The 21620-nt window shown below is 38.4% G+C and carries 27 protein-coding genes and 1 pseudogene; 15 read left to right on the top strand and 13 right to left on the bottom strand.

The window, feature by feature from the left end; all coding sequences use genetic code 11:
- Window positions 1–15 precede the first annotated feature (15 nt).
- The gene (locus FAR12_RS00440; protein ID WP_126405268.1) at window positions 16–1083 is read right to left on the bottom strand and encodes an NAD(P)/FAD-dependent oxidoreductase; all 1068 of its coding nucleotides are present in this window, start codon (window positions 1081–1083) and stop codon (window positions 16–18) included.
- A 223-nt stretch (window positions 1084–1306) separates the two neighbouring features.
- Between FAR12_RS00440 and FAR12_RS00435 the strand changes: the two genes are divergently transcribed.
- Window positions 1307–1546, top strand: a complete 240-nt coding sequence (locus tag FAR12_RS00435) for a YuzB family protein (RefSeq protein WP_126405267.1) — start codon at window positions 1307–1309, stop codon at window positions 1544–1546.
- Window positions 1547–1576: 30 nt separating this feature from the next.
- On the opposite strand, the gene FAR12_RS00430 is transcribed toward FAR12_RS00435, so the two are convergent.
- The gene (locus tag FAR12_RS00430) at window positions 1577–2266 is read right to left on the bottom strand and encodes a DUF2225 domain-containing protein (RefSeq protein WP_126405266.1); all 690 of its coding nucleotides are present in this window, start codon (window positions 2264–2266) and stop codon (window positions 1577–1579) included.
- Between the two features lie 194 nt (window positions 2267–2460).
- Between FAR12_RS00430 and FAR12_RS00425 the strand changes: the two genes are divergently transcribed.
- A complete protein-coding gene (locus tag FAR12_RS00425; RefSeq protein ID WP_126405265.1) occupies window positions 2461–2820 on the top strand; it encodes a HesB/IscA family protein in 360 nt (119 codons plus the stop codon).
- A 232-nt stretch (window positions 2821–3052) separates the two neighbouring features.
- On the opposite strand, the gene FAR12_RS00420 is transcribed toward FAR12_RS00425, so the two are convergent.
- Window positions 3053–4048, bottom strand: coding sequence for an NAD(P)/FAD-dependent oxidoreductase (locus tag FAR12_RS00420; RefSeq protein WP_126405264.1), 996 nt, complete (start codon window positions 4046–4048; stop codon window positions 3053–3055).
- 370 nt (window positions 4049–4418) lie between these two features.
- Between FAR12_RS00420 and FAR12_RS00415 the strand changes: the two genes are divergently transcribed.
- From FAR12_RS00415 to FAR12_RS00405, 3 genes are all read left to right on the top strand, one after another.
- Window positions 4419–5642: an NAD(P)/FAD-dependent oxidoreductase gene (locus FAR12_RS00415; RefSeq protein WP_170972059.1), complete on the top strand. Its 1224-nt coding sequence runs from the start codon at window positions 4419–4421 to the stop codon at window positions 5640–5642.
- 138 nt (window positions 5643–5780) lie between these two features.
- Window positions 5781–6104 (top strand): YuiB family protein, encoded by a 324-nt coding sequence (locus FAR12_RS00410; protein ID WP_126405262.1) that lies wholly within the window; start codon window positions 5781–5783, stop codon window positions 6102–6104.
- Window positions 6105–6251: 147 nt separating this feature from the next.
- Window positions 6252–6947 (top strand): 3D domain-containing protein, encoded by a 696-nt coding sequence (locus FAR12_RS00405; protein WP_126405261.1) that lies wholly within the window; start codon window positions 6252–6254, stop codon window positions 6945–6947.
- 285 nt (window positions 6948–7232) lie between these two features.
- On the opposite strand, the gene FAR12_RS00400 is transcribed toward FAR12_RS00405, so the two are convergent.
- Window positions 7233–7712, bottom strand: a complete 480-nt coding sequence (locus FAR12_RS00400) for a divergent PAP2 family protein (protein ID WP_126405260.1) — start codon at window positions 7710–7712, stop codon at window positions 7233–7235.
- Between the two features lie 57 nt (window positions 7713–7769).
- Here FAR12_RS00400 and FAR12_RS00395 point away from each other — a divergent pair.
- The 6 genes and pseudogenes from FAR12_RS00395 to FAR12_RS00370 all read left to right on the top strand — a co-directional run bounded on the left by FAR12_RS00395 (window position 7770) and on the right by FAR12_RS00370 (window position 12377).
- A pseudogene (locus FAR12_RS00395) lies at window positions 7770–8149 on the top strand (DUF309 domain-containing protein).
- Window positions 8150–8209: 60 nt separating this feature from the next.
- Window positions 8210–9715, top strand: a complete 1506-nt coding sequence (locus tag FAR12_RS00390) for a leucyl aminopeptidase (protein ID WP_126405259.1) — start codon at window positions 8210–8212, stop codon at window positions 9713–9715.
- 120 nt (window positions 9716–9835) lie between these two features.
- Window positions 9836–10555 (top strand): hypothetical protein, encoded by a 720-nt coding sequence (locus tag FAR12_RS00385; protein WP_126405258.1) that lies wholly within the window; start codon window positions 9836–9838, stop codon window positions 10553–10555.
- A 92-nt stretch (window positions 10556–10647) separates the two neighbouring features.
- Window positions 10648–11001 carry a hypothetical protein gene (locus tag FAR12_RS24120; protein ID WP_425456118.1) on the top strand — a complete coding sequence of 118 codons (354 nt, stop codon included), beginning with the start codon at window positions 10648–10650 and terminating at the stop codon, window positions 10999–11001.
- 121 nt (window positions 11002–11122) lie between these two features.
- Entirely contained in the window at window positions 11123–11572 is a 450-nt protein-coding gene (locus tag FAR12_RS00375; protein WP_126405257.1) for an HIT family protein, read from the top strand.
- On the top strand, window positions 11565–12377 hold the full coding sequence (locus FAR12_RS00370) for a PP2C family serine/threonine-protein phosphatase (protein ID WP_126405256.1): 813 nt from the start codon (window positions 11565–11567) through the stop codon (window positions 12375–12377). The genes FAR12_RS00375 and FAR12_RS00370 overlap by 8 nt, the downstream gene beginning before the upstream one ends.
- A gap of 39 nt (window positions 12378–12416) precedes the next feature.
- On the opposite strand, the gene FAR12_RS00365 is transcribed toward FAR12_RS00370, so the two are convergent.
- Both FAR12_RS00365 and FAR12_RS00360 read right to left on the bottom strand, forming a co-directional pair.
- Window positions 12417–12788 carry a YuzC family spore coat inner layer protein gene (locus FAR12_RS00365; RefSeq protein ID WP_126405255.1) on the bottom strand — a complete coding sequence of 124 codons (372 nt, stop codon included), beginning with the start codon at window positions 12786–12788 and terminating at the stop codon, window positions 12417–12419.
- 58 nt (window positions 12789–12846) lie between these two features.
- Entirely contained in the window at window positions 12847–13422 is a 576-nt protein-coding gene (locus tag FAR12_RS00360; RefSeq protein WP_126405254.1) for a hypothetical protein, read from the bottom strand.
- Window positions 13423–13513: 91 nt separating this feature from the next.
- On the opposite strand from FAR12_RS00360, the gene FAR12_RS00355 reads away from it, so the two are divergent.
- Together FAR12_RS00355 and FAR12_RS00350 are read left to right on the top strand one after the other, a co-directional pair.
- Complete coding sequence (locus FAR12_RS00355; RefSeq protein WP_126405253.1) at window positions 13514–14119, top strand: DedA family protein; 606 nt, start codon at window positions 13514–13516, stop codon at window positions 14117–14119.
- Window positions 14120–14153: 34 nt separating this feature from the next.
- Window positions 14154–14537 (top strand): hotdog fold thioesterase, encoded by a 384-nt coding sequence (locus FAR12_RS00350; RefSeq protein WP_126405252.1) that lies wholly within the window; start codon window positions 14154–14156, stop codon window positions 14535–14537.
- A gap of 91 nt (window positions 14538–14628) precedes the next feature.
- On the opposite strand, the gene mnhG is transcribed toward FAR12_RS00350, so the two are convergent.
- Genes mnhG through FAR12_RS00315 form a run of 7 tightly spaced genes read right to left on the bottom strand, consistent with a single transcriptional unit; the run spans window position 14629 to window position 20374 of the window.
- On the bottom strand, window positions 14629–14982 hold the full coding sequence (mnhG, locus tag FAR12_RS00345) for a monovalent cation/H(+) antiporter subunit G (RefSeq protein ID WP_126405251.1): 354 nt from the start codon (window positions 14980–14982) through the stop codon (window positions 14629–14631).
- Window positions 14966–15250 (bottom strand): Na(+)/H(+) antiporter subunit F1, encoded by a 285-nt coding sequence (locus FAR12_RS00340; RefSeq protein WP_126405250.1) that lies wholly within the window; start codon window positions 15248–15250, stop codon window positions 14966–14968. The genes mnhG and FAR12_RS00340 overlap by 17 nt, the downstream gene beginning before the upstream one ends.
- Window positions 15250–15726: a Na+/H+ antiporter subunit E gene (locus tag FAR12_RS00335; protein WP_126405249.1), complete on the bottom strand. Its 477-nt coding sequence runs from the start codon at window positions 15724–15726 to the stop codon at window positions 15250–15252. Before FAR12_RS00335 ends, FAR12_RS00340 begins: the two co-directional genes overlap by 1 nt.
- A 5-nt stretch (window positions 15727–15731) precedes the next feature.
- Complete coding sequence (locus FAR12_RS00330; protein ID WP_126405248.1) at window positions 15732–17213, bottom strand: Na+/H+ antiporter subunit D; 1482 nt, start codon at window positions 17211–17213, stop codon at window positions 15732–15734.
- Window positions 17206–17544 carry a Na(+)/H(+) antiporter subunit C gene (locus tag FAR12_RS00325; RefSeq protein WP_126405247.1) on the bottom strand — a complete coding sequence of 113 codons (339 nt, stop codon included), beginning with the start codon at window positions 17542–17544 and terminating at the stop codon, window positions 17206–17208. Before FAR12_RS00325 ends, FAR12_RS00330 begins: the two co-directional genes overlap by 8 nt.
- Window positions 17544–17969 carry a Na(+)/H(+) antiporter subunit B gene (locus FAR12_RS00320; RefSeq protein ID WP_126405246.1) on the bottom strand — a complete coding sequence of 142 codons (426 nt, stop codon included), beginning with the start codon at window positions 17967–17969 and terminating at the stop codon, window positions 17544–17546. The genes FAR12_RS00325 and FAR12_RS00320 overlap by 1 nt, the downstream gene beginning before the upstream one ends.
- Window positions 17966–20374: a Na+/H+ antiporter subunit A gene (locus tag FAR12_RS00315; RefSeq protein WP_126405245.1), complete on the bottom strand. Its 2409-nt coding sequence runs from the start codon at window positions 20372–20374 to the stop codon at window positions 17966–17968. Before FAR12_RS00315 ends, FAR12_RS00320 begins: the two co-directional genes overlap by 4 nt.
- 275 nt (window positions 20375–20649) lie before the next feature.
- Between FAR12_RS00315 and FAR12_RS00310 the strand changes: the two genes are divergently transcribed.
- Both FAR12_RS00310 and FAR12_RS00305 read left to right on the top strand, forming a co-directional pair.
- Window positions 20650–20871 carry a hypothetical protein gene (locus FAR12_RS00310; RefSeq protein ID WP_126405244.1) on the top strand — a complete coding sequence of 74 codons (222 nt, stop codon included), beginning with the start codon at window positions 20650–20652 and terminating at the stop codon, window positions 20869–20871.
- A 92-nt stretch (window positions 20872–20963) separates the two neighbouring features.
- The gene (locus FAR12_RS00305; protein WP_126405243.1) at window positions 20964–21521 is read left to right on the top strand and encodes a DUF5366 family protein; all 558 of its coding nucleotides are present in this window, start codon (window positions 20964–20966) and stop codon (window positions 21519–21521) included.
- Window positions 21522–21620: the final 99 nt, after the last annotated feature.

The raw sequence follows: 21620 nt of genomic DNA, 5'->3' as shown, positions 1-21620 counted from the left end.
AACAGCGCTTCATTTTTACCCGTTATGGTATTTGTACATCCACAGGATACCGGATTTCAGTAATCGAGCAACACGGCCAGTAATTGGTCGTTCCGCGACTAAACCAAAGCCATGTTTTTTACCTAAGGAACCAAGAATTCCTTTTAGTTTAATCGTTGGCAAAGATTCAGGAAGTTCTTCATTCTTCCATCTTTTCAACAGGATATCCACAATTTGCTCGGCCTGTCCTTCTGCAAGTTGGGCGCTAGGAGCATGTGGTAGGCTTGCACAATCACCAACAACATAAACGTGTTCATCGCCAGGAATGTTATGGTGAATTGTTAAAACAATGCGGTCTTGTTTATCCTTTTCCACATCCATGTTACGTACTACTTCAATTGGTTGAATCCCAGCTGTCCAGACAATAATATCGCTATAGATGGACTCATTATGGTTATAAAGAGTATTTTCTTCTACTCGAGTAATATTCGAATTGTTGATAATCTCGACATTGTGATTATCAAACCAATTCTCAACATAAGTGCTAAGACGCACGGGGAATGCTGAAAGAATGTAGTTTCCTCGATCAAAAAGCTTGATCTTAAGGTCTGGGCGACTTTCATTCAATTCACTCGCTAATTCAACTCCGCTCAATCCTGCTCCAACAATGCTCACGACAGATTCAGGCGGTAGATTATTTAATGCTTGATAGGTTTTTCTAGACTTCTCTATCGATTGAATGCTATATGTGTGCTCCTTTGCGCCAGGAACGTTGTGGTATTTATCTTCACAGCCTAATCCAATAATTAAATCATCATAAGTAATTGAATCGGCGTCTTTTAGGACAATTTTTTTCTCTTTAATATTGATTTCAGTTACTTCCCCATATTGAATCGTTAATCTTGGATGCTCAGGGAAAGGAACGCGAACATGTTGATCGGAAATAGTCCCTGCGGCTAATGCGTAGTATTCAGTCTTTAGACAGTGGTAAGGAGTTCGGTCTACTAAAGTGATGGATACGTCTTCTGGGAGTTCATTCGGTAAGAGACGAGAAAGGACTCTCATTCCTCCATACCCTCCACCTAAAATAACTAGATTTTTCATTTTGGATATCCCCTTTGTGCAACTCTATTAGATGAAAAAATCTTCTCTCTATTTATAAGGAAAACGCTTTAAAGTCATTCAAAGTATATCGAAATTGTGACAAAATCACAACATATTCTTGACAAAATTTCGACTATTTGGCGATTTTTGCTCTTGCCAATATTTTTAATATTGATATATGATGAACTTCATAATGTGTTAATCGGGTAAGAGGTGAAAGGTAATGCTTAGGCCAGTAATTGAATTTTGCATTAGCAATCTAGCTAGTGGTTCTCATAAGGCAATGGAAAAACTCGAGAGGGATCCAAACCTCGATATTATTGAATACGGCTGCTTAAGCTATTGTGGAAAATGTTCTGCGACATTATATGCCCTAGTTGAAGGGGAAGTGGTGACGGGCGAAACGCCTGATGATTTAGTAGAGAAAATTTATGAGTATATAGATAACAACCACGTTTTTTAAAATGAAAAAGAAATTGGCAAAGGCCAATTTCTAATTCGTTTTCTGCATTTCTTTTATTTCATGCCAGCGATCCTTTGCCATTTCGATAGTGGCAGTTTCCGTCGTACTCTTTTGCTTTTCGATTACTTTTGAAAAATATTTGATTGCTTGAGCAATATTATCAGTTCTTCTCGATAATTCACCGATTAAATAGAGAAGACGAACTTCTGATACTTGCGTCCCTTTATAGTCATCTGTCATGTAGGAATCTATGTACTCCTGCAAAGCTAAATTTGTAAATCTCCGTTCTTGCTCCTGATTTTCTAACCCTCGATAAAGCCATGCGAGACGCATATATAAACCAGATAAGTTAATATGTTTTTCCTTTTTTAAAGTCCCACAGTAGGCGGCAAGCTTATAGGTTTGAATAGCTGTTTGGATCGTCCGCTCTTGACCAAAATCCTGAGGCACCCACTGATCGCAAACTTTTTTTGTAATCTCATTTTTACTGTTTGGTGAAAAAATGGGCAGAAAATCTTCAGAAAATGAAAATCCACAATGTGGACAAACTTTTACATAGTATAAAAGAGGATTTGCTTCTTCAGAAGCATAGCTTGGACAAAAGTCCGTATCATATTCGGTTACTTTTACAAACCGAGAACGCACCTTTTTAGAGGTAAATGTCTTTTTACACATCAGGCATTCGAACTTCTTATCGTAAAGAGGAAGTAATTCTGTCACTTTCTCCACCTACTTTCGTATTGATTATAAAGTTCTAGTTATATTTCATTATACAGTAATTACTGTGAACAAAGTATTAATTGAGACTGTTTGTCTAAAGAAAATACAATTAATAAAGCAGTCTAGTTGAGGAAAGGTCGATTGCTGTATATACTATAAGTAAGATCAAATCCTAAAAATTAGGAGGGAATACAATGGATATTGTGACTATTACAGAAGCTGCGGCATTGCAGATAAAAGATATGATGAAAGAAAATGAAGAAGAGAGTGCATTCTTACGAGTAGCGATCCAAGGTGGCGGCTGTAGTGGACTATCTTATGGAATGGGCTTTGCTCATGAAGTAGAAGAAGGTGATACTCAATTTGAACAGCATGGAATCAATGTTCTTGTTGATAAAGATAGTGCAGCAGCCCTAAAAGGTACAAAAATCGATTACAAGCAATCACTCATGGGCGGCGGATTCACGATCGACAACCCAAACGCAATTGCATCTTGCGGATGTGGTTCATCGTTTAGAACGGCTAAAGATGCGGGTACTCCGGAAACTTGTTAAATATAAGGCTCTTTTCGCGAAAATTGTTGCTGTTAGATAATATTTGATTAGATGAATAGCAATATGATCTTTTAATAATAAAGGGTAGCGAAAAGTGCCGTGCACAAATAGTTTGTAGCACTAAACCAAGTTAGAGAGGTAAATGTCGGCTTTAAGACATTTACGAAAAAACAAGAACACAAACAAAACAGAATTAGAAAAAGCAAAGCCCCACGGCTTTGCTTTTCTTATATTATTTAAACATGGATGAACTATGAAGTGGTTGTGCTTTTGCTTTTGGATCAATGTATGTTTTTGCATTGTTGATAGCGGTTGGTGCTTCGCCAAATCCACTCGCGATTAGCTTCACTTTGCCATCGTATGTGCAAATATCTCCAGCTGCATAAATACCAGGGATGTTTGTTTCCATTTTAGAATTTACAACAATGGAGTTCTTTTCAATTTCAAGGCCCCATTCCTTGATAGGTCCTAGTGATGAAACAAAGCCATAGTTACAAATAACAGCGTCTACATCAATCGAAGTTTTTTCTTCGCCATTTGCATCCTGAAGGACGACCTGTTTAATACCCGTTACGTCTCCCACTAATTCTACTGGGACGTATGGTGTTTTGATGTCGACCTTAGAATTGTTTAGGTTTTCAACGCTATGTTCATGAGCACGGAATTTATCACGACGATGTACAATCGTTACTTTTTCTGCGATTGGCTCAAGCATTAAAGCCCAGTCAACTGCGGAATCTCCGCCACCAAAAACAACGACTCTTTTATCAGCAAATTGGTTTAAATCATCAATGAAGTAATGTAGGTTCTTTCCTTCGTACTCAGTAGCATTTTCAAGCTCTAAGCGACGCGGTTGGAAAGCACCGTTCCCAGCTGTAATAATAACTGTTTTTGTATAGTGAATTTCTTTGTTTGTTGTTAATTTAAATATATTGTCTTCTTGCTTTTCAATCTTTTCAACGGATTGCTCTAGGATGATGGATTGCTCAAATTTGGACATTTGCTCTTTTAAGTTATTAACTAACTCTTGAGCACGAACCTTTGGAAAACCAGCTACATCATATATGTATTTTTCAGGATATAACGCAGATAATTGTCCCCCAAGCTGAGGCAAGCTTTCAATGATTTTAACTGATGCCTGTCTCATCCCACCGTAAAAGGCTGTGAATAGACCAACCGGTCCACCGCCAATGATGGTTATATCAAATACTTTTTGATCTTCTTTCATTCCAAATCCCCCCAGATAGAAATAGTGCAATTGCCACCTTATATATTACCATAAATAATTTCAAACTACATCAGGGTAAAAGGGAAGGAGGACACTCCACTCATTTAATTGTTGAGAATTTTTAAATGAATTACCAACATAAACAAGTTATTTTTTATGTATATTTAGCTTGAAAAAGCGAGAGAAAAGGAATATCATGTACTTTAGGTAATATGTTAAATTTGTGTGACAAATTTTCGACATTTTTTTGCTCGAGTTAGTGAAAAGTATCACAAACTTTTTTTCTTACTTTGACTACTATAAATGAATAATGTGGTGAAGATAAGAAAAGGTAAGCAGAAAAGAGAAAAAATAAAGAAAAAAGGTGGAAGTGATCACTTTGAGAAAGCCAAAAATCGTGATTCTAGGTGCCGGTTACGGTGGCCTAATGACTGCAACAAGATTACAAAAAGCAGTAGGAATGAATGAAGTTGAAATCCAGCTTGTGAATAAAAATGACTATCATTATGAAACAACTTGGTTACATGAAGCATCTGCTGGTACATTACATCATGATCGTGTACGTTACGACATTTCTAGTGTAATTGACCGTAACAAGGTTGAATTTATACAAGGTACAGTTGTTGAAGTAAATAGAGAAGAGAAAAAAGTTATCCTTGAAGAAGGCGAACTTCCATACGACTATCTTGTAGTCGCTGTAGGTGGAGAATCAGAAACTTTCGGGATTAAAGGGCTTAAGGAATATGCTTTTTCCATTGTAAACGTGAACTCTGCACGTCAGATTCGTGACCATATCGAATATCAATTTGCGACTTATCAAGCAGAAGAAGATAAAAAAGAAGAGCGTCTAACAATTGTTGTTGGTGGAGCAGGATTCACTGGTATCGAGTTCCTTGGTGAATTAGGAAATCGTGTACCAGAATTATGCAAAGAGTACGATATTGATCCTCATAAAGTTAAAATCATCTGTGTTGAAGCAGCTCCAACTGTTTTACCAGGATTTGACCCTGAGTTAGTAAACTATGCAGTGGCTCAATTAGAGAAAAAAGGCGTTACTTTCATGATTGGAACAGCTGTTAAAGAAGCAACTGAAACAGGAATCATCGTTGGTAAAGGTGAAGACGAAGTAGAAGAAATCAAAACTGGAACGGTTGTTTGGGCTGCTGGTGTAAGAGGAAACGCAATCGTTGAAAAGTCTGGTTTTGAAGCAATGCGCGGACGTGTAAAGGTTCAACCAGATTTAAGAGCACCAGGTCATGATGATGTATTCATTATCGGAGATTCTTCTCTAGTGATTAATGAAGAAATTAATCGTCCATACCCACCAACTGCTCAAATTGCGATGCAACAAGGTGTAACTGTTGCACACAACATCCTTGCACTAATTCGTGGAAAAGAGTTAGAAACATTCGTACCAGATATTAAAGGTACTGTATGTTCTCTAGGTCATGACGATGCAATTGGGGTTGCATTCGGTAAGAAAATGACTGGTTCTACAGCTTCATTCATGAAGAAAGTGATCGACAACCGTTCACTATTCATGGTTGGTGGACCATCTCTCGTACTGAAAAAGGGTAAATTCAATATCTTTTAAGTAAATCTCTAAATGGAAAAATACTCTGAAGCTGAGCTTCGGAGTATTTTTTTCGACCTATTATGAGTGTACTTTCTTGTTGACTCCCTAGATTCCATTAAGTACACTTAATGGTGATATAAGGGAGGCTTGTGCGCAATGCAGATGACGATATTTACCCTACCGATTTCGATGCTACTATTTTTCGTACTGTTTTTTGGAATCGGTTTTATTCTAAATATGCTATTAAGAATGACTTGGATTATGGCTGTTGTCTATCCAATCATCACCATTTTCATTGTTGATAAAGTGCGATTTATTGAATATTTCACTAATAGTAAAATAGCGTTTAGTGAACTTGGAACAAGACTTTCTCATTTAGCTCTTGCGGATATTTTAATCCTTAGCAGCGGACTTGCCGGAGCAATTGGAGCAGGAATCACAATGAGAATTCTTCGTAAAAAAGGATATCGGATGTTTTAAAAAACCTTCACATTTTTCGTGAAGGTTTTTTATATGCGTAGATAATTAATTTGAATTTTCTTTATATTTTAATAAAAATCGCTCAATCTCATGAATAATTCATCGCAAGATCGGAAATGAATAGTCATGGGAGGAGCGATTTTTTAGATGAGAAACTTTAAAAATTGGACAAGACGTTTGTTGATGACAGTTTTATTTTGTGCAGCTTTGATGACAACATATCAGGGAATTTCTGGTGTCGAGGCAATGTCACTTACCACATATCTTGGTCACGAAGAGGAAAATAGCTCCACTACGGATCATAAATTTAAACCGATGGAGGTTGCTTTTAAATTTTTGCAAAAAGTAACGAACACAGATCTGAAAATATCCTCGAGTGAAAAAGTATCTGGAACACCGCCTTCATTAGATGAAATGGATTGGTCCAAATATCCAAGTACAGAAGTGACTGCGACTGGCTATACAGCTGGAGTGGAATCAACTGGAAAAGGACCTGATCATCCACAATACGGGATTACGTATTCTGGGGTGAAGGTAACACGTGACCTGTATTCAACGGTTGCAGCAGACTTAAATGTGTTCCCAATTGGAACGATTCTCTTTATTCCTGGCTACGGTTATGGTGTTGTAGCTGATAAGGGAGGAGCCATTAATGGGAACGAGGTCGACCTTTATTACGATACTGTTGAAGAAGTATATGAAAAATGGGGTAAAAAGAAGGTCGAGGTTTACGTAATCGAAAAAGGTGACGGGAAGCTGACAGAAGAAGAGTTAAAAGCGTTAAATGAAAATGAATCGATGCAGGTGTTTCGCCAGCAAATCATTCAATCAAAAAGTGAATAATCAAGAAAGGCTCTTTTCGTAAACTTAGTTGCTATTGACTCATAGTTTGGTAAACAAAATAACTATTTTACCTCAAAAAACATATGTTAGCAGCGAAAAGTGCCGCGCAAAAAAAATGTGTGCCTAAAGACCCGGTAGTAAGTGTAAATGTCGGCTTCAAATTTTTTTTTGAAGAAAAAAATATGGACATTTACGAAAGAAACCACAACCATTGCGAAAACAGCGTAATGAAAAAGACTGACCTCTACAATTTGAGTAGAGGTCAGTCTTTTGTGTATACATTTTTCATAAGTACACGAAATAATGTAGAATAAGAGTTAACAGAATTCCTGTTAATCCTCCAAAGAAAACCTCAAGCGGCTTATGCCCTAATAGTTCCTTTAATTCTTTTTGTTTCGTTTGTTCCGCTTTTTTCGGCCAATCCCTTACATCATCGACGAATTTATTGAAATCCGTGACCAAACGATTTAATACGATCGCTTGCTCGCCGGCTTGACGACGAACTCCAGTAGCATCAAACATCGTAATAATTGCGAAGATCGCTGAAACGGCAAAGACAGTTGAATCAAAGCCTGATTCCATGCCAATTCCAGTCGACAATGCTGTTACTGCTGCTGAATGAGAGCTAGGCATTCCACCGGTACTCGTTAACAACGACCAGTTTATTTTTTTAGTGACGGCAAAATGAATTGGGACTTTTACAAATTGAGCAAAAAATATGGCGAAAATTGCAGCCCATAATGAGAAATTCATTAATAAATCCAATGTTGTAACCACCTTTGTGTTGGAAAATAAGAAGATATTTTTAAAGGGTGAGGCAAAATGACTGATTATCCACTTGAGTATTATCAATTCTTTGTTCATTTTAATGAAGGAGATTACTATACCTGTCATGACTTGCTGGAAGAAATGTGGATGACAGATAAATCGAATCTCTTTTTTAAAGGGCTCTTACAAATGAGTGTAGCCATATATCATTATGAATATGGAAATGTAAAAGGTGCTCGAGCGATGATGAGAACAGCCCATGAATATTTACAGGATTATCGTCCAAAACATTGGTGCTTGATCTTGAAAAGGTATATCCGTTTATCGAATCTAGTTTAACCATTATACCACAACACTTGGATCGCGTTTCCTTCGAAGAAGTGGATTCACTGCCAAGTTTGCCGCAGCTATTTTTATATTTGGAAGATAGTTAGATAGTCGAAACTTTTCTTTCTTTCATATATAATGAAATCATATTTCTTGGGGGTGACGTAATGTTTAATGTGAACAATGTAGTAAATTTTCAAGATACATATGAATGCTTAGTGGTCGGTCTTTATGACAAACCAGATAAGTTTTCTGGTAGTTTATCAAATCTAGATGAGTTATTTCAAGGTCAATTAACGGAACTTGTTAAAAGTGGTGACATTTCTGCTAAAAAGAAATCTGTCTCAAAAATACATACTTTTGAAAAAATAGGGACCAAAAGATTATTTTTCGTAGGCTTAGGAAAAGAAAAGGAAGCATCCTTTGAAATTCTTCGCGAAGCATTTGGAAAAGTATTTAAGGAGATTCAAAGTGCAAAGCTAGAAGAAGTAGCTGTGTACTTAGATTCATTTACTTCAGAAACGATTGAAGCTCTTGATGCTACCCATGCTTTGGGCGAGGCATTGCCACTTGCTACATATGAGTTTGAAGGCTACAAGCAAAAATCAAATGAGCCGAAAAAAGAAATTGAAAAAGTTATCGTTTTAACAGAGCAAGATGAGGAAGAAATCCAGGCTGCATTAACAGTGGGTTATGTGTATGGAAAAGGAACGAATTCCGCGCGTACACTTGTGAATACGCCTGGCAATTTATTAACTGCAACGGATATGGCAAATTACGCTCAAGAGCTTGGAGACAAGTACGGATTTGAAGTAGAAATTTTAGAAAAAGAAGATATGTTGAAGCTTGGGATGGGCGCATTGCTTGCCGTGAACCAAGGCTCAGCAGAACCTCCAAAAATGATCGTTCTGAAATATCAAGGTAAGGAAGAGTGGAAGGACGTTATCGGCTTAGTTGGAAAAGGAATCACCTTTGATACTGGTGGATATTCAATCAAGCCAAAGGATGGCATTGTCGGCATGAAATCCGATATGGGTGGAGCAGCTGCTGTTTTAGGAGCGATGGAAATTATCGGGGAATTGCAGCCTGAACAAAATGTCGTAGCCGTTATTCCTTCAACGGACAATATGGTTAGCGGAACTGCCTTTAAGCCAGATGATGTCATCACGTCGATGAGCGGAAAAACAATTGAAGTGTTGAACACAGATGCAGAAGGTCGCCTTGTTTTAGCCGATGCTGTTACATATGCGAAACATCATGGAGCGAATTATTTAGTGGATATCGCAACATTAACAGGTGGTGTTATCGTTGCACTTGGAACGGAAACAACAGGTGCTTTAACGAATGATGAAGCATGGTTCGAACAAGTATTAGAAGCTTCCTATGAAGCGGGCGAGCCAATTTGGCGCTTACCATTATTCGAAAATGACATTGAAAGAGTTCGCAGTAGTAAAATTGCTGATTTAAATAATTCTCCTGGTCGAGAAGGACACGCAATTATGGGTGGAGCTTTCGTTGGAGAATTTGCAGAAGGTACGCCGTGGGTACATCTAGATATTGCTGGTACGGCGACAACGAATAAAACAACGGATATGGGACCCGCAGGCGCAACTGGTGTTATGACACGTACGTTGGCCTTGTTGGTTGAACGATTCGAAGGAATGGAATCTTAATATTCATTTTTAAACAGCTTCTCTTTTGGGAGGCTGTTTTTTTGTGCCTTATTTTTAATGGACTTGCAACGAAAATTAAGAGAATTCGTCTACTGAATTAAGAATGTCATAACTTATGAGGTGAGTAAGATTAAACGATTATATGCGTTCTTAATACTGTTGTTTCTGGTTGGTTGCAATGCAACTTCCGTTTCCGATGATGGATCCTCAAAGAGTACTAGTAATGAAGATGGTACATCAGATAGACCAGGTACTGACGATAAAGAGGAAGATCCTGAAGTTGAAGAAAAACCATCAGAAGAAGAGTTGGCTGCTATTCATATTGCAGAATATTTCCCTCCTGAAAACGTCATAAAACATTTTAAAGGAGAAGGAAATGAGTATGCATCTGAAGTTGAAACTATTTTTCAAAGAGAAGGAGAATTCTTGTCATCTGTAGTGAACAATGGAGGAACACAAGTGTTAAGGGTCTACCAACTAACTCAGGACGGAATCCATCTTGTCTACGAACAACCTGAATACTATGAGGAATCACCGCCTTCAGTGACCTCACTTCAGGCTCAATTCCAAATACAGGATGTTATAACTGCGCCAGTGGAAAAGGGACGAATGATAAATGGGTGGGAAATTGTTGATGTTCATCATGAGCTTACATTGCCAATTGGCAAGATAAACGATGTCATTGTTTTGAAGAGAACTGCTGGAAATGAAAGCCTGAATGTGCATTACTGGGCAAAACAATATGGCCTTGTGAAAAAAGAGTTTTATTATAAAAACGAGGAAGCATTTGAGTTGATGGTCACGACTGAATTAGAAAGAGTAGAAGAAATGCCCCAATGATAAGTGTGAATCGCCTTTATCAGCCCACTCTAAATAGGTGCTTGTTGCATATGCAATAGGGAAGGGGAGTGTAATATTAAGGAGGTATGAACATGCGCTATTATAGAGGGCCAATTGTGCCTGATCAAAGGTTCTTTTTTGCCTTTGGAGCTCCATTTTGGGGAGGCTTGATAGGTGGGTTAGCTGGTGGCTTAATCGGTGGAGCCTTTGCTCGTCCAAGACCGTTTCCGTATCCAGTACCTTATGGCCCATTTGGTCCGTATGGCTATGGTGGACCCGGAGGTTTTGGGAATAATGGAAATTTTGGCGGTGGATTCGGGAATTTTCCCAACAATGGAAATTTCGGAGGTCCCGGGAATTATGGAAATAACGGAGTTTTAGGCGCTTATGCATCGAATGGAAACAAAGGGAATCTTGGGAACTACGGTGGGCCTCCGTTTTATTAATAGGCGAAAAAAGAGAAATGCAAATCATTGCGATTTGCATTTCTCTTTTTTGAAAATTATACCAATTACTCTGGGATTATATTATAATCGTGGAAATAACAAAAAGTGGGAGTGCGTTCTTGTGGAAGACTGTTTCATTTGCAATAAGCATGCAGGGAAGATCAAGACTGCTGGATTGACCATTTATGAAGACGAATTTGTCTATGTTGGTCACATTGATCGAAACGGCGAGCCAAACTATTTGGGCCATATAATGATTGATTTAAAAAGACATGTTCCCACGCTTGGGGATATGAATCAGGAAGAAGCAAGGTCATTTGGGTTGATGATGGCGAGAGTAAGCAAGGCATTAATGGAAAGTGAACATGCGGAACATATTTATTCTTATGTACTAGGTGATGCGGTTCCTCATCTACATATGCACCTAGTTCCTCGTTACCCGAATACACCAAAAGAATATTGGGGTCCAAACGCTGTATATGATTGGCCACAGGCTCCGATGGGAACAGATTCAGAGGTAGTCGACCTTTGTACTCGTATGAAAAAGTATTTGGAGAATGCGTATGAGTAACCCTATCAATGATTTTAATTGGGTCGGTAGTCAAGAGAATTTCGTTGATAGGCCACATATTGAGAAACTTGCACATGTATTTGTTGGATTGTATGGGGGAAATTCAAATGCAGGACAATACAAAAATGAAGATGGCTGTTTGGTATGGCTGAATGAAAAGGAAGATTGGGAGCTTGCTATTATTCTTGACGCACATAAAACAGCAGAGAGTGCTGAGGTTGTTTTAGAACTATTCAAAAATGAGGAACCTCAAATCAAACAAAACCTTTCGTTACCAGCCACTCAGCGAATGTTTAAAAGACTAGAAGAATCTATCTTAGATATGTTCCAATCAGAAGCGTTTTTGGCTAAGTGCCGAAATGTAACTGGAGAAACAGCTTGTCTAATAGTATTGAGAAAAGATAAGTATGTATGGTGGTTCTCGGTTGGAGATTGTGTCCTGTATTTATTCCACAAGGAATTAGCAGTACTTGGGCAGTATCAGGTAAACCAAAGACAATTTTATGAATGGGTTGGACAAGTCAATACTTTTGAGCAGGAAGTTCCTTGTTATAGCAGTGGAATTAAGGAATTGAGAAAAGGAGAGAATCGCCTTTTCCTAACGACGGATGGTTTAATAGAATGTCCGGGAGAGCCCTATTCAAATCCTATAGCCATTTACAATTCTTTTCTAAACACGTCAGATGATGAGTGTATTCGAGAGATGTTAAAGAGAATTCAGGCTCATAATGTCAGAGACAGTACAACCATCGTTACTTGGAAAGTAAATATCTCAAAGGACGCTACAATACCAAGTGATCAATGATAAAAGAAATAGGTGCACTACGATATGCACCTATTTTTTCTATTTCCGCCATCTTAATGACAAGGTAAGGTGACAACAATCCAGATCTTCTGCAACAGAACTAAAATTGAGAATTAGCCCATCTGGGTTAAAGGAAATCTTTGGTGTCGTTTGAATGCCAGTATTTTTTAACATTTGATTGACCTTTGCTTGTTCCGAATTTTGTGCGGCTGTCATTAGATCAAAGGCAAACTGTCTTGAACTAGCCATTCTATTCAGTAGGATACTGGCATCCTTCATAATAATTTGCATATGTTTGGCAGAGGTTATGAATAATGTTGGATCTACCTGTGGCATTTGTCGTTGGTAGTAATAAGGTACATAGTTATTAGGAGGAGGGAAATAGTAAGCTCTACGATGATGCGGATGCACTCATTCATCCTCCTTTCTTCTTGATCATCTCCACTATGTATATGCAAGAAAGGCTTAGCTAATGTTTTTTCATTTTACTGTTCCCGTACAATAAAAGCATACCCAAAATTAACACGAGAACGATGAATACGGTAAAAGGTGAAAAGGTACTCGACCAGGCTTGATGCCAAAAAGATGTAATCTTGTGGGTGAACGGTTCAGGGATATGCTCTACTCTAGGACCACTATTTTTAAGTATCTCGACTCCATAACCACCGATGATAGGAATATTGATTTGCCCCTCTTTTTCAAGCCAAAGCTCGACAATGTCTCCATTCTTCACATGAACACTTTTTCCAGTGTAGTCAATCCAGTCAGGTACATAGTGATACTGCACTTCAATCTGATCATGAACAGACATAGGAGGTTTGACAGTTTGTTGGAAAATTTCCTCAATCTCAATAACCATCTTTCGAGTCTGTGTGTGGTCTTCTTTAAATTCCTCCACTAGAGAATCTTCAATAATCTTCCCACTAATATGAAGAGGTGCTTCTTGCTTACGCTCTTGCACTTCGGCTGGATCAGGAGCAGCTAGAACCCAAAATGGTAAAACAAATAAACAGACTAAGAGTAACAGGATTTGGTATAATTTCATTATTAATTTCCACCTTGATTTCTTTATATAAATGGACGATTTTTTCAAAGGGAAAGTTTCTCGATCCCGAGAAGGGGAGGGAGTAGCTAAAATGGAACTCGAATTTATACTAGATATTATAGAAAAAAGCGGTTATCTGGGCCTTTTTCTATGGCTTTGGTTAGGTGTGTTTGGCGCTCCACTTCCGAATGAAGTCATTGTCATGACGGTTGGACTTGCAGCATCGGAGGAAGTCCTGAATACGATCGGCACCTATATTGTTACATATGGAGGCATTTTAGCAGGGCTAACAACTGCTTATTTGCTTGGGAGGATCGTTGGCGGTCCGCTGCTTCCTTTTTTACAAAAACGGAAGCATTTTGCAAACGTGATTGAACGTTCGATGAAGGTGATGAATAAGTATCATTCTTATTCTTTATCGTTTAGCTACTTTCTGCCAGGCTTAAGAAATTTTGTCCCATTTCTATATGGGGTTAGCAAATTACCGATAAAAACGTTTATGCTCTTCGCATACACTGGTGCTTTCGTATGGGTCACAATTGTTTTTAGTTTAGGTTACTGGTTTGGGGATCATAAAGAAAAAATCTTTGAATTTGAGAAAGAACTTATGATCATCGGAGTTGTTCTTGTACTTGTATATCTGTTATTTGCATTTTTTCGAAGAAAAAAGAAGGAAAAACTCAAATCAATGTCATAATCATTAGTAGAAACGAATTTGGAGGGGATAGGGAATGGATTTTTCAAAAACGCTTATGAATACATTAGGAATAGAAATTACGACATTAGAAAAAGGGCATGTGGTTGCAACAATGCCTGTAGATGATAGAACGCGTCAGCCATTCGGTTTGTTGCATGGTGGAGCATCAGTCGCCTTAGCGGAAACCGTTGCCTCTGTAGGTGCGTTTGAGCTGATTGACCAGACAACAGAAGCAGCGGTGGGGCTAGAAATCAACGCGAACCATGTAAGAGGGAAGAAGGACGGCATTGTTACTGCAACGGGAACAGTCCTTCATCAAGGGAAAACAACAATGGTATGGGATATTAAGATTACCGATGAAGAGAATAAGCTGATCTGTGTATCGAGATGTACAATGGCCGTTGTAAAAAGGAAGTAGTCATTTGATGTTTTAGAGCGATGAGGGCGGATATCGACCACACAAACAAAAAAAGAACCAAAACTACCCACAGTTTTGGTTCTTTTCGTTTCTATATGTCTTTACTTTTCACCTTTGTCTTTAAATCATCATGAACACTTTTATCCCATAGCTTCACGCCTGTGTTGTAGGCAGCTCTGCTGATTAAGTGACCTGCGACAGGTGAGGTCATAAAGATAAAGACGATTCCTAAGAGTAGTCGCGAATTAAAATGACCTTCCACTAAATAAAAATATAAGAAGGCTCCGAACAAAACGGACATTACGCCTAATGTAGCAGCCTTAGAAGCGGCGTGGTTTCTTGTATAGACATCAGGTAGCCGAATCACACCAAACGCTGCGACAAGGCTTAGAAAAGCTCCGACGAAGATGAAAATAGCAATAATGATATTAATGATCTCGTTCACGTTCGAATAGGACCTCCTTTTCTAAATACTTGGCGAAGGCAACTGTACCGATGAAAGCAAGTATCCCAATAAGAAGGATAATTTCAAGAAAAGCATTCGTACGTAGTTCAATGGAAATGAGCGCAATAATGGCAACAAGATTAATCCCGATCGCATCTAATGCGATGATTCGGTCGGGCATCGACGGACCTTTAATAACACGATAAATGAGTGCTACCATGGCAAGAGCCAAACAGAATAGGGCAATTCGAATGACGATATCTAACATTATTTGCTCACCTCCAAGATTGCTTTTTCAAACGATTCCTTGATGCTCGTAATCGCCTCATCGACATCGGCAATATCCATCGCGTGAATGTACAATGTTTTATTATCATCGGAAACATCCACCACAAGCGTTCCAGGGGTCAAGGTAATGAGATTTGATAGGACTGTAATTTCCCAGTCCTTTGTCAGCACCGTCTCATAGGCAAAGATTCCAGGACGCATATCAAGCTTTGGTTTAAGAACAACTTTCAAAACTGAGATATTTGATAAGACAAGCTCTTTTAAAAAGATGAACAGAAGTTTAATAACGGCTAGGACTCTTCCGACATAGAAACGAGAGTTGAAAAATCTTCTGAACACAAATAGGATAATCAGACCGAAAATATAGCCTTTAATAAAGCTGGAAAAATCGTACGATACTTTAATAAACATCCATAAGAATGCTAGAAAAACATTGAGTAAGATTTGAAATGCCATTCCCATCACTCCTTTAAGACAGCATCAATATAAATACTTGGATTTGCTAAGGTTTCTGCTGCCTGAGAAATATACGGTAAGATTGCCTCTGTGCCAATACCGTACAATGCTGATAAAATAACCAAAATCACAGGAGAAATAAGAAGCCATTTTACTGGAGCTTTGTCCTCATTTTCATATGCCCGATGAACGCCCCAAAATCCATTGATGAAGATTTTCATAACAGAGAAGAGGACGAGTAAACTCGACATAAGTACGACGCCTGCTCCGACATAGCTGCTTCCCTCAAATCCTCCTTGAACAATCAGCAATTTCCCAATAAAGCCGCTTAAAGGAGGAATTCCGGCCAGTGCTAAGGCTGAGATAAAGAAGGTCCAACCGAGCCCAGGATAGCGTTTGATTAAGCCACTCACTTTTTTCAGGTTACTTGTTCCCGTAATCGCAATGATAGTTCCAACGAGTAGGAACAACGCTGCTTTAATAATCATGTCATGAATGAGATAAAAGATTGAGCCGGTTAGTGCATCAATATTCATCACTGAAACGCCGTATAAGATTACACCAACTGCTACGATGATGTTATAAATAATAATTTTCTTCATATCCCAGTAGGCGATGGCACCAATGACACCGGCAATAATGGAAACGATAGCTAAAAGCTGCAAGAGCTCATGTGTGAAGCCTTGGTCATGGTAAAAGAACAATGTATACGTTCTTGTGATGGAGTAAACTCCAACCTTCGTTAATAAAGCACCGAATAGAGCTAAGACTGGTGCAGGCGGTGCATAATAGGAGCCTGGCATCCAGAAATATAGAGGGAAAATAGCTCCCTTTAATCCAAATACAATCAAGAATAACACGGCAATAACCGATAAAATTCCTGGTTGGCCAATTTCAGCGATACGCTGAGAAATATGAGCCATATTCAGTGTTCCAACTACAGAATAGAGATAGGCCACTGTAATAACAAAAAGTGCCGAAGAAATGACGTTCACGAGCAAGTACTTAATCGACTCTCTTAGTTGGATTTTCGTACCGCCTAAAACTAACAATACATAGGAGGACATCAACATTACTTCGAAAAAGACGAAGAGATTGAAAATATCCCCTGTCGTGAAAGCGCCGTTGACCCCAACAATTAAGAAATTGAATACGGGATAATAATAAAATTTTTCGCGTTCTGCTCCGATAGACTTAAACGAATAAATCAGACAGACAAATGCTACAACGCTCGTAGTTAATACGAGTAGGGCTGACAGCATATCTGAAACGAGTGTAATCCCAAATGGAGCGTCCCAGCTACTAATATTTAGTGATTGAATCCCATCTGTATGGACCTTTTGAACAAGGACCAAAGCAACAAAGATGGTGGCGATCGATGAAAGGGCAGAGAGCCATCTTTGAATCCGAATTTTTTTATGAAAAAAGATAAGGATTGCTGCAGTAACAAAAGGGATTAATATTGGTAAAATGATTAAATTATTCATTGCCTCTATTTCCTCTCATCTTTTCAATGTTATCCGTGCCTAGTTCTTTATATGCCCGATATGCCAATACTAAGAAAAAGGCAGTAACCCCGAAGCTAATAACAATAGCTGTTAAGATAAGTGCTTGAGGCAATGGGTCTGTATAGGGTCCTTGTTCTCCTAAAAGTGGAGCAGCACCTCTTTTTAACCCACCCATTGTTAAAATCAATAAATGAGCTCCGTGACTGAGTAATCCGGTCCCGACGATGATGCGTAATAAGCTCTTTGAGAGCATTAAATACGTAGCGGTCATAAACAAAATTCCAATAACAATTGCCATTACTATTTCCACTATTCATCCTCTCCTATCGTTTGAATAATGGTCATTGTGACTCCGACAACAACTAAATACACACCTAAATCAAATAAGGTTGCTGTATGAAGGGAGATATCACCGAGAATCGGCACCTCGATATGCCCGAATGCATGAGTCAGAAAAGGGACGTTAAATAGAAGCGAACCTGCACTTGTTCCGATTGCAAACAAAAGTCCAATTCCGGTCATTGTCCGATAATTTACCGGTAAAATCGTTGCAACGGTCTTGATGTCGTATGCGATTAAAAGGAGGACTATCGCTCCTGATGTCATTAACCCTCCGATAAATCCTCCACCTGGGTAGTAGTGTCCAGCAAAGAATATATAGACAGAGAAAAGGACGATGATAAAGAGAACAACTTTCATCGTTGTTTCTAGAATGATATTATTGTTCGATCTCATTCTTCATCCCTCCTTGTTAAACGTAAACGGATCATTCCGTAAATTCCTAATGAAGCGATCGCCAATACGGTGATTTCAAAAAGGGTATCGAAGCCACGGAAGTCAACAAGGATAACGTTCACCATATTCTTTCCAGCCGCTTCTGTATACGTATTTTCAATGTAATACTGTGAAATAGACTTAAAGAATTTATTGCTATGAGCAGATAAAGCAATCAATGTTACCATTACCCCTACTCCGACAGAAATCAGTGCATTTGTTAATTTAAAGCGTACACGCGAATCTTCCTTACGCAGCTTCGGCAAATGATAGAAACAGACTAAGAATAAAGCAACGGAAACTGTTTCAATCACGAGCTGTGTTAAAGCGAGATCGGGTGCTCTAAACAAAACATAGAACAGCGATACCGTATAGCCAACTGCCCCTAGTAAAAGAATGGAGGCCAATCTCGTTTTTGCAAAAACAGTACTAATTGCGCCAATGACAACGAAAAGGGCAAGCAATAATTCATAGATTCCAATGGAAGACACGTGAACTGTATCTAGTTTAAAAGCATCTTTTACAACGAGTGAAGTTGCCAAAATAATAATAAAGAATGTAAAAATATACACTAAATAGCTACGAATAGAACCCGTCATATAGGAAGTCGTTAAACGATAAGAACCGCTTTGAGAACGATCTATTATCCCATCGTATAGACGGTTTAGCGCAAGCTTATCTGGGAATAGCTTGTAGACTTTGCGCCATTTTGGAAACGTGAGATAGAGCAAGATTCCTAGAGCGATGACACCTAATGTCATGAACAGTTCAGGTGTTGGGCCATGCCATATCCCAATATGGGTGACGAACTCAGTTCCCGTATTCAATAGACTTGGGAAGATGGCCGCTAGTGCTGGTGAAATAATATTCTCTGATAGAAGAGAATTTGGGAAAAAGAAAATAATAATCACTAGTGAAGCTAATATCGTAGGAGAAATTAGCATTCCGATTGGTGCCTCATGAGGCTTCTTGTCCAATTTTTCTGGTTGATGTTTCCCGGTAAAAGTTTTAAAAACAAGCATCATACTATAGATAAACGTAAAGACACTTGCGATCCATGCAATAATTGGAAACAGAATCGCAACGGATTGGATATTAAATAGATCTAGTTCAAGAACATGAAGCATTCCGGTAAAGAACATTTCCTTACTTAAAAATCCGTTAAATGGCGGTAGTCCAGCCATGGAAAATGTTCCAATAATCGCGATCGTAAACGTAATTGGCATAAAATGCATTAATCCGCCAAGCTTTCTTATATCCCTTGTCCCCGTTTCATGATCGACAATACCTGCCACCATGAACAAGCTTCCTTTGAAGGTAGCGTGATTAATTAAATGGAATACGGCTGCCGTTGTGGCAACAATATATAGATTGTCTTTTACACCTGGAAAATGAAGGGCTGCTGCACCAACTCCAAGTAAAGACATAATTAATCCGAGCTGACTGACCGTTGAAAATGCCAGAATGCTTTTTAAATCGGTTTGTTTTACAGCCGAGAAAGAACCCCAGAATAGGGTCACGATTCCAAATCCAGCGACTAACCAAACCCATAATCCATCTACAGCAAATACAGGTGTAAGTCGTGCGACTAAATAAATGCCTGCTTTGACCATCGTAGCAGAGTGAAGGTATGCACTAACTGGTGTAGGAGCCTCCATAGCATCTGGAAGCCAGATGTGAAAGGGGAATTGAGCGGACTTTGTAAATGCCCCTAATAACACGCAAAGTAATGCGGGAATAAATAAGGAATGACTTACAATATCCTGTGACTGAGAAATGATTTCCGTAATGCTGAAGCTTCCGGTCATCAAGTGTAAAAGGACAATCCCTCCGAGCATGGCAAGGCCACCAAATACCGTGATGATCATCGATTTTTGAGCACCATATCGAGATTTTTCTCGATGATACCAATAACCAATCAGTAAAAATGAGGAGAAACTTGTTAATTCCCAAAAAGCATACATGACGATAAGGTTATCGGATAGAACAACTCCAAGCATAGCTCCCATAAAAAGGAGCAAATAAGTATAAAAGGTATTTAGTTTTTCTTTGGTTTTTGATAAATAGTAAATGGAATACAGGATAACTAATGCCCCAATACCGGTAATTAACAGGGCAAAAAGAAGTCCGAGTCCATCCACTTTTGCCGTGAAATTAATCCCCATAGATGGGATCCAGTTAAGCGTTTCCATAACGATAGCTTGATGCCTCGTTGTGGAGATAAAGGAAAAGAAGTAAATAAAAAGAATAATCGGTAGTGGTAATACAAACCATCCAGTATGTATTTGACGAAAGCTTTTATAAAAAAGTGGGACTAAAATAGCCCATAGCAATGGTGCAATAATAGCTAAATGCAACAATGACAAAACAACCCCCCCTTAAAAAATCCAACAAAAAATATATCATTCCTGTATCTGTTTTTCCCTAAGATTCGACGATTATGAATTTCGTATACATAAAATTATACATGAAAAAGTATCTAGTTGCATGGATCAATGGCTTATTCCTTAAGGTTCTAGCCTTTTATAATAAATAGGTAGAAACGCGTAAAAATACGACGAAAAATTTCTAAAAAAATATGAATTTGAGTATAAAATTAAGCCGGTTTTGACACACTAACCTAAAGACGGAGGTGTGTGAAATGAGAAGAAAAATACTAACAGTCACGACCATTTTTCTCCTCCTATTTTCTCTAGCATGGTTTTGGGAAAGTCAGCATAAAAGGGAATTCTATGATCCGATGATTGGGTTGGAGGATGAAAACATCGTAGAGATCATGCCAATCTCTAATCCCGTGCAGAATTTACCTAGAAGATATAAAGTTTTTAAAGCAAGAGAATATGTGCGAATAGAAGAACTATAAAATGGAAAAAACTTGTCAGTAAATGATAATTCTTTCATAATAGAGTAGATTTCATCATGGTGAAATCTACTTTTTGATGTTGGAGAATTAGGATGAAAAATACATACTTAACAAGCTACTTTCCACTTCTTGCGATACTTTTGTTCAGCCTTTCTCTATCCATTCCAGTTGAGATGGAGCTCCTTGAGATTTTAAAAAATGCTGGTATTTATGAGGGAATGAAGGAATTCTTTACTGATGGTGGCATTAAATTAGCCCTACTCAGCTTACTTCTAATTCTCTTTTTTATGGTGTTTGCTGCATTGAAGCTAATCGCTAATACAGTGAATGAGATTTCTCTCCTTTTCTTTTCTAAGGATTCAGAAGGAGATAGTTTGAAGCATATTCGTGCTGGTTCACTCATTTATTTTATTGGCGGAGCTTTATCGCTCTTTAGTCTCTTTAGCATGATCGGCATTGTGGCGATTTTTGTGTTGACGACAGTCGTATATTTTATTTATTTTGTCTTTAAAATTAGTTCTTCTATGACCTTTGCCGGGACAATCGGTGTAATCTTTTTTCAAGTTGTGATTTGGTCTGGGTTGTTAACTGGTGTGTTATATTTGGCGGTAAAAGTATACAACAGTATTATGGCAAGCTTGCCAATTTAGTAGGAGAGGAAGTCCCGCTGCAATGGGATTTCCTCTTTTTTCTATTGGTGAAAGTGACAAATGTAACTGCTCATCTTATTTATAATTTTTATAATTAAA

The organism is Bacillus yapensis (assembly GCF_005280205.1).
Taxonomy (GTDB): Bacteria; Bacillota; Bacilli; order Bacillales; family Cytobacillaceae; genus Robertmurraya; species Robertmurraya yapensis.
The sequence above is the reverse complement of the archived record's forward strand: the minus strand, read 5'-3'. Positions and strand labels throughout refer to the sequence as shown.

What these genes read in the sequence shown, in the direction of transcription:
- FAR12_RS00350 (WP_126405252.1), top strand. Translation starts at nt 14,154, where the DNA reads ATGGATTTTTCAAAAACGCTTATGAATACATTAGGAATAGAAATTACG.
- FAR12_RS00305 (WP_126405243.1), top strand. Translation starts at nt 20,964, where the DNA reads ATGAAAAATACATACTTAACAAGCTACTTTCCACTTCTTGCGATACTT.
- FAR12_RS00355 (WP_126405253.1), top strand. Translation starts at nt 13,514, where the DNA reads ATGGAACTCGAATTTATACTAGATATTATAGAAAAAAGCGGTTATCTG.
- FAR12_RS00310 (WP_126405244.1), top strand. Translation starts at nt 20,650, where the DNA reads ATGAGAAGAAAAATACTAACAGTCACGACCATTTTTCTCCTCCTATTT.
- FAR12_RS00440 (WP_126405268.1), bottom strand. Translation starts at nt 1,083, where the DNA reads ATGAAAAATCTAGTTATTTTAGGTGGAGGGTATGGAGGAATGAGAGTC.
- FAR12_RS00330 (WP_126405248.1), bottom strand. Translation starts at nt 17,213, where the DNA reads ATGAATAATTTAATCATTTTACCAATATTAATCCCTTTTGTTACTGCA.
- FAR12_RS00390 (WP_126405259.1), top strand. Translation starts at nt 8,210, where the DNA reads ATGTTTAATGTGAACAATGTAGTAAATTTTCAAGATACATATGAATGC.
- FAR12_RS00360 (WP_126405254.1), bottom strand. Translation starts at nt 13,422, where the DNA reads ATGAAATTATACCAAATCCTGTTACTCTTAGTCTGTTTATTTGTTTTA.
- FAR12_RS00425 (WP_126405265.1), top strand. Translation starts at nt 2,461, where the DNA reads ATGGATATTGTGACTATTACAGAAGCTGCGGCATTGCAGATAAAAGAT.
- FAR12_RS00405 (WP_126405261.1), top strand. Translation starts at nt 6,252, where the DNA reads ATGAGAAACTTTAAAAATTGGACAAGACGTTTGTTGATGACAGTTTTA.
- FAR12_RS00340 (WP_126405250.1), bottom strand. Translation starts at nt 15,250, where the DNA reads ATGTTAGATATCGTCATTCGAATTGCCCTATTCTGTTTGGCTCTTGCC.
- FAR12_RS00435 (WP_126405267.1), top strand. Translation starts at nt 1,307, where the DNA reads ATGCTTAGGCCAGTAATTGAATTTTGCATTAGCAATCTAGCTAGTGGT.
- FAR12_RS00320 (WP_126405246.1), bottom strand. Translation starts at nt 17,969, where the DNA reads ATGAGATCGAACAATAATATCATTCTAGAAACAACGATGAAAGTTGTT.
- FAR12_RS00420 (WP_126405264.1), bottom strand. Translation starts at nt 4,048, where the DNA reads ATGAAAGAAGATCAAAAAGTATTTGATATAACCATCATTGGCGGTGGA.
- FAR12_RS24120 (WP_425456118.1), top strand. Translation starts at nt 10,648, where the DNA reads ATGCGCTATTATAGAGGGCCAATTGTGCCTGATCAAAGGTTCTTTTTT.
- FAR12_RS00410 (WP_126405262.1), top strand. Translation starts at nt 5,781, where the DNA reads ATGCAGATGACGATATTTACCCTACCGATTTCGATGCTACTATTTTTC.
- FAR12_RS00335 (WP_126405249.1), bottom strand. Translation starts at nt 15,726, where the DNA reads ATGGCATTTCAAATCTTACTCAATGTTTTTCTAGCATTCTTATGGATG.
- FAR12_RS00370 (WP_126405256.1), top strand. Translation starts at nt 11,565, where the DNA reads ATGAGTAACCCTATCAATGATTTTAATTGGGTCGGTAGTCAAGAGAAT.